Annotated in this window: 4 protein-coding genes and 2 pseudogenes; 4 read left to right on the top strand and 2 right to left on the bottom strand. The window is 70.0% G+C overall.

Features of this window, described 5'->3' with window-relative positions:
- Window positions 1-425: 425 nt before the first annotated feature.
- From JL475_RS38000 to JL475_RS37990, 3 genes are read left to right on the top strand one after another with little or no spacing between them, the layout of a single operon-like run.
- The gene (locus JL475_RS38000) at window positions 426-2,102 is read left to right on the top strand and encodes an FAD-dependent oxidoreductase (RefSeq protein WP_202282768.1); all 1,677 of its coding nucleotides are present in this window, start codon (window positions 426-428) and stop codon (window positions 2,100-2,102) included.
- Window positions 2,099-3,616, top strand: a complete 1,518-nt coding sequence (locus JL475_RS37995) for an ATP-binding protein (protein ID WP_202282767.1) — start codon at window positions 2,099-2,101, stop codon at window positions 3,614-3,616. Before JL475_RS38000 ends, JL475_RS37995 begins: the two co-directional genes overlap by 4 nt.
- On the top strand, window positions 3,613-3,963 hold the full coding sequence (locus JL475_RS37990) for a UBP-type zinc finger domain-containing protein (RefSeq protein ID WP_202282766.1): 351 nt from the start codon (window positions 3,613-3,615) through the stop codon (window positions 3,961-3,963). Before JL475_RS37995 ends, JL475_RS37990 begins: the two co-directional genes overlap by 4 nt.
- Window positions 3,964-4,054: 91 nt before the next feature.
- Here JL475_RS37990 and JL475_RS41390 read toward each other — a convergent pair whose 3' ends face one another.
- Window positions 4,055-4,183, bottom strand: coding sequence for a hypothetical protein (locus tag JL475_RS41390; RefSeq protein ID WP_272933035.1), 129 nt, complete (start codon window positions 4,181-4,183; stop codon window positions 4,055-4,057).
- A gap of 2 nt (window positions 4,184-4,185) precedes the next feature.
- On the opposite strand from JL475_RS41390, the pseudogene JL475_RS40950 reads away from it, so the two are divergent.
- Window positions 4,186-4,398: pseudogene (locus tag JL475_RS40950) on the top strand (IS6 family transposase); the annotation flags it as partial.
- Window positions 4,399-4,525: 127 nt separating this feature from the next.
- On the opposite strand, the pseudogene JL475_RS37985 reads toward JL475_RS40950, so the two are convergent.
- A pseudogene (locus JL475_RS37985) lies at window positions 4,526-4,699 on the bottom strand (IS6 family transposase); the annotation flags it as partial.
- Window positions 4,700-5,083: the final 384 nt, after the last annotated feature.

Genomic DNA, 5,083 nt, shown 5'->3' with positions numbered 1-5,083 from the left:
TGCGGGATGGCGGAGGCGGCCGCGATCGACAACACGAACAGCACCACCGGCACCAGCACATCCAGCGCACCGACCCGGACACCCACCCCCCGCCACCCACCACCGATCACCACCATGCCCCCCACCGTAGAACCGGCACCCGAACCCCGCACACCACCACCCACCCCACCACCCCACCGGACACCAGACACCACCGGACACCAGACACCGGACACCCCACCCACCGACAAGCCCGACCACCGGTGCAGGGCCTCGGCGGCAGCGTGCTCCTCCTCCTTGCGCCACCGGTCCTCCTCCGTAAGCCTGTCCCGCCCCTCCGCACACTCGGGCAAATATGGACGATCGAACATACGATGGGCGGGAGCCGGCTCGGTGCCGCAGGGGTGCACCTGGCCGCCTGTCCGACCACGCGGGGTGACAGACACATGGCACAGGCCGTGGAGCCGACGCGGACCGTCATCATGACCGTGGACGACGACCCGGGGGTCTCCCGTGCCGTCGCCCGGGACCTACGGCGGCGCTACGGCGCCTCGTACCGGATCGTGCGCGCGGAGTCCGGCGAGTCCGCGCTGGACGCGCTGCGCGAGCTGAAACTGCGCGGCGACCTCGTCGCCGTCATCCTGGCCGACTACCGCATGCCGCAGATGAACGGCATCGAGTTCCTTGAACAGGCCCTGGACGTGTACCCGGGCGCGCGGCGGGTCCTGCTGACCGCGTACGCGGACACCAACGCGGCGATCGACGCGATCAACGTCGTCGACCTGGACCACTACCTCCTCAAGCCCTGGGACCCGCCCGAGGAGAAGCTCTATCCGGTCCTGGACGACCTGCTGCAGGCCTGGCGATGCAGTGACTACCGGCCGGTGCCCAGCACCAAGGTGGTCGGGCACCGCTGGTCGGCGCGGTCGTCCCAGGTGAGGGAGTTCCTGGCCCGCAACCAGGTGCCCTACCGCTGGTACTCCTCCGACGAGCCCGAGGGCAGGCGGCTGCTGGCCGCCGCCGGGCAGGACGGGCAGCGGCTGCCACTGGTGGTCACCCCGGACGGCACGCCCCTGCTGGAGCCGGAGGCACCGGAGCTCGCGGCCCACGTGGGGCTGGCGACGACACCGGCGGCCGACTTCTACGACCTCGTCGTGGTGGGCGGCGGCCCGGCCGGGCTCGGCGCTGCCGTGTACGGGGCCTCGGAGGGGCTGCGGACGGTGCTCGTGGAGCGCTCGGCGACCGGCGGGCAGGCCGGGCAGAGCTCCCGGATCGAGAACTACCTGGGTTTCCCCGACGGCGTCTCCGGCGCCCAGCTGACCGGCCGGGCCCGTCGGCAGGCGGCGAGGTTCGGCGCCGAGATCCTCACCGCACGCGAGGTGACGGGCCTGGAGGTGAGCGGCGCGGCCCGGACCGTACGGTTCTCGGACGGCTCGGCGGTCGCCGCACACAGCGTGATCCTGGCGACCGGGGTGTCCTACCGACAACTGCCCGCGGCCGGCGCGCGGGAGCTGACCGGCTGCGGGGTGTTCTACGGTTCGGCTCTGACCGAGGCGCCGTCCTGCCAGGGCCAGGACGTCTACGTCGTGGGCGGCGCCAACTCGGCGGGGCAGGCGGCGATGTACCTGGCACGAGGTGCCAAGTCGGTGACCCTGCTGGCCCGGGGCTCCTCCCTGTCGGCGTCGATGTCGTACTACCTGGTCCAGCAGATCGAGGAGGCCCCCAACATCTCGGTGCGCACGGGCACCGTGGTGGAGGCCGCGCACGGCTCCGGCCATCTGGAGAAGCTGACCCTGCGCGACACGGAGAGCGGGCGGAGCGAGCTGGTCGACACCCAGTGGATGTTCGTGTTCATCGGCGCGGCCCCGCTGACTGACTGGCTGGACGGCACGGTGTTGAGGGACGGCCACGGGTTCATCCTGGCCGGACCCGACCTCACGCCCGACGGACGTCCGCCTCCCGGCTGGGAGCTGGACCGGCCGCCGTACCACCTGGAGACCAATGTGCCCGGCGTGTTCGTCGCGGGTGACGCGCGCGCGGAGTCCGCCAAGCGGGTCGCGTCCGCCGTAGGAGAGGGAGCCATGGCCGTGATGCTCGCCCACCGGTATCTGGAGCAGTCATGAGCGGCCGGCCGATGCCGTGCAGCCCGAAGGAGATCGGCTCGCTGTTCCTGTTCGAGAAGCTGTCGGGCGAACAGCTGGGCCGGCTGTGCCACGAGGGGCGGATGGAGCGGTTCGATCCCGGCCCGGTCTACACCGAGGGCGAGCCGGCCGCCTGCTTCTACGTGATGCTGGAGGGCACGGTGGTGCTCTCCCGCCGGGTCGGTGGCGACGACGTGGAGGTCATCCGGTCCTCGCAGCGCGGGGTTTATTCGGGCGCCATGCAGGCGTACCTCGGGGACCGGCTGCGGCAGGTCTACAACAACTCGATGCGCGTCACGGAGCCGACGCGGTTCTTCGTGCTGCCCGCCGAGACGTTCGCGGACATCATGCGCGAGTGGTTCCCTATGGCGGTGCATCTGCTGGAGGGGCTGTTCTTCGGGGCGAAGAGCACCCAGGCTGCCGTAGGGCAGCGGGAGCGGCTGCTGGCGCTCGGGTCGTTGTCCGCCGGACTCACCCATGAGCTCAACAACCCGGCGGCGGCCGCCGTCCGAGCCACCGCGACGCTGCGGGAGCGGGTGGCCAGGATGCGGCACAAGCTCGCCCTCATCGCCGAAAGCTCTTTCTCCAAGGACCAGTTGGCGAATCTCATCGACATCCAGCAACGTACTGCCGAGCGGGTCGCCAAGGCACCGGTACTCACCCCGCTGGAGGTGGCCGACCGCGAGGACGCCCTCACCGACTGGCTGGAGGACCACGGCATCGAGCAGGGCTGGCAGATCGCTCCGACCTTCGTGCAGGCCGGGCTCGACGTGGACTGGCTGGAGCAGGTCGCGGCGGCCGTCGGGCAGGAGATCCTGCCGGGCGCCGTGGGCTGGCTCAACTACACGGTGGAGACCGAGCTGCTCATGGACGAGATCGCGGACTCCACCACCCGAGTCTCCCGTCTGGTGGACGCCGCCAAGCAGTACTCCCAGCTGGACCGCGCCCCCTACCAGGTCGCCGACGTGCACGAACTCCTCGACAGCACGCTGCTGATGCTGTCCGGCAAGATCGGGCCGCGGATCAGGATCGTCAAGGAGTACGACCGTACGCTGCCGCGGATCCCCGCCTATCCGGCGGAACTGAACCAGGTGTGGACCAACTTGATCGACAACGCGCTCTGTGCGATGGACGGCGCGGGCGGCGACGGCACGCTGACCGTGCGCACCGCGCTCCACGACGACCAGCTTCTCGTCGAGTTCCGGGACACCGGGCCCGGCGTGCCGCCGGAGATTCGCGACCGCGTCTTCGACCCGTTCTTCACCACCAAGCCGGTCGGCCGGGGCACCGGCCTGGGGCTGGACATCTCCCGGCGGATCGTCGTCACCAAGCACCATGGCAGCATCGGCGTGGAATCGGTGCCTGGCGACACCCGTTTCCGGGTACTGCTGCCCCTGGCCGCCGTCGGACCCGACGGAACGGCACTCTCCTCCGCCTCGTCCGACGGGCCGCCGCTCACGTCCGAGGACCGTACGACACCCCAGGAGCCGGCATGACCAGCGACACCGAAATCGACCCCCGCGTCCCGCCCAGCGGCACCGGCTGCGCCGAGTGCGACGCCGCGGGCGGCTGGTGGTTCCATCTGCGGCGCTGTGCGCAGTGCGGCCACATCGGCTGCTGCGACGACTCCCCCGGCAAGCACGCCACCGCCCACCACCGGGCCACCGGGCACCCGGTGATCCGCAGCTACGAGCCGGGCGAGGGCTGGTTCTGGAACTACGACACGAACGAGCTGTACGAGACCGGCCCCGAACTCGCGCCGCCGGTGAGCCACCCGGCGGACCAGCCGGCGCCCGGCCCGGCGGGCCGCGTCCCCGCGAACTGGGCGGACGTGCTGCGCTGAGCCGTCCCGGCCTGCCTGCCGTCGCGCGCGGCATATTGTCACGCGCATGCCATAAAGCATCCTGTGCTGCTCGGAAAGTCACCGCTGCACGTCACGCCGCATATCTGTACTCGTTGATCAGACCGCCCAGGATCCGGGTCCGCAGCACTCGGCGGGGTACTGTCACGTTGGCGGACCGGGTGGGGATGATCTTCGGGTTGAAGATGCTGGGAGGGGTCATCCGTGGACAACGCGCCGCCCTCGTACAAGGGGCACCGGCACCCGGTGGAGATCATCTCCCACTGCGTGCGGCTGTACTTCCGCTTCCCGCTCAGCTTCCGCGAGGTCGAGGAGCTGATGCTCGAGCGCGGCATCATCGTGTCCTACGAGACGATCCGCCGGTGGTGCCTGAAGTTCGGGCAGTCCTACGCAGGCGCGCTGCGCCGCAGGCACCCCCGTCCCGGCGACAAGTGGCTCTACCTTCTTTCTGGGCTCACCGCAGCCGTTCGTAGGGTTGTGGGACCCAGGGGAGCCACTTGTCACCAGGCCCCGGACGGCGCCGACGCAGAGCAACGGCATAAGCCGGGCCGAACCGGCGCGTCCACTGGTGGACTGTCTCGTGGCTGACCTCGATGCCGCGCTCGAGCATCAGCTCCTCAATGTCGCGCAGGCTCAGGTGGAAGCGGTGGTACAGCCACACGCAGTGGGAGATGACCTCCGGAGGGAAGCGGAAACCCTGGTACGACGGCGTCACCACGGACAGCCCCTCCAGCGATTCGACCAGACGGATGATCACGCCGCCCGAGAAGGCCACCACTCAACCTGACAACGCCTGCCGAAGAACATCAAAGGCACCCGAGCCAAGCTGAAACGCCTGGTCAAACTCGGCATCCTCACCGAAGCCGACACCGGCAGCTTCACGGGCTCCCCCTGAAGACCACACTCGGATGATCCGTCCGGGGTTGTGCTGGTCAAGGGGCACCGGTGCTCACCTCTCGAGGTCGGACCAACTCGCCACAAGTGCTCGCCGATCCGGAAAGCGGGGACCAGGGACCATCTCCTGGGCGGTCTCACCGTTGAGCCAGCACACTTGCTCGGGGCCGCCGTCGCCGGTGTCGAACAGGCAGCACACTCCGCCGCT

Source organism: Streptomyces sp. M2CJ-2, assembly GCF_016757295.1.
In the GTDB taxonomy this organism is placed as follows: Bacteria; Actinomycetota; Actinomycetes; order Streptomycetales; family Streptomycetaceae; genus Streptomyces.
This window is presented reverse-complemented; position numbering and strand designations above follow the sequence as displayed.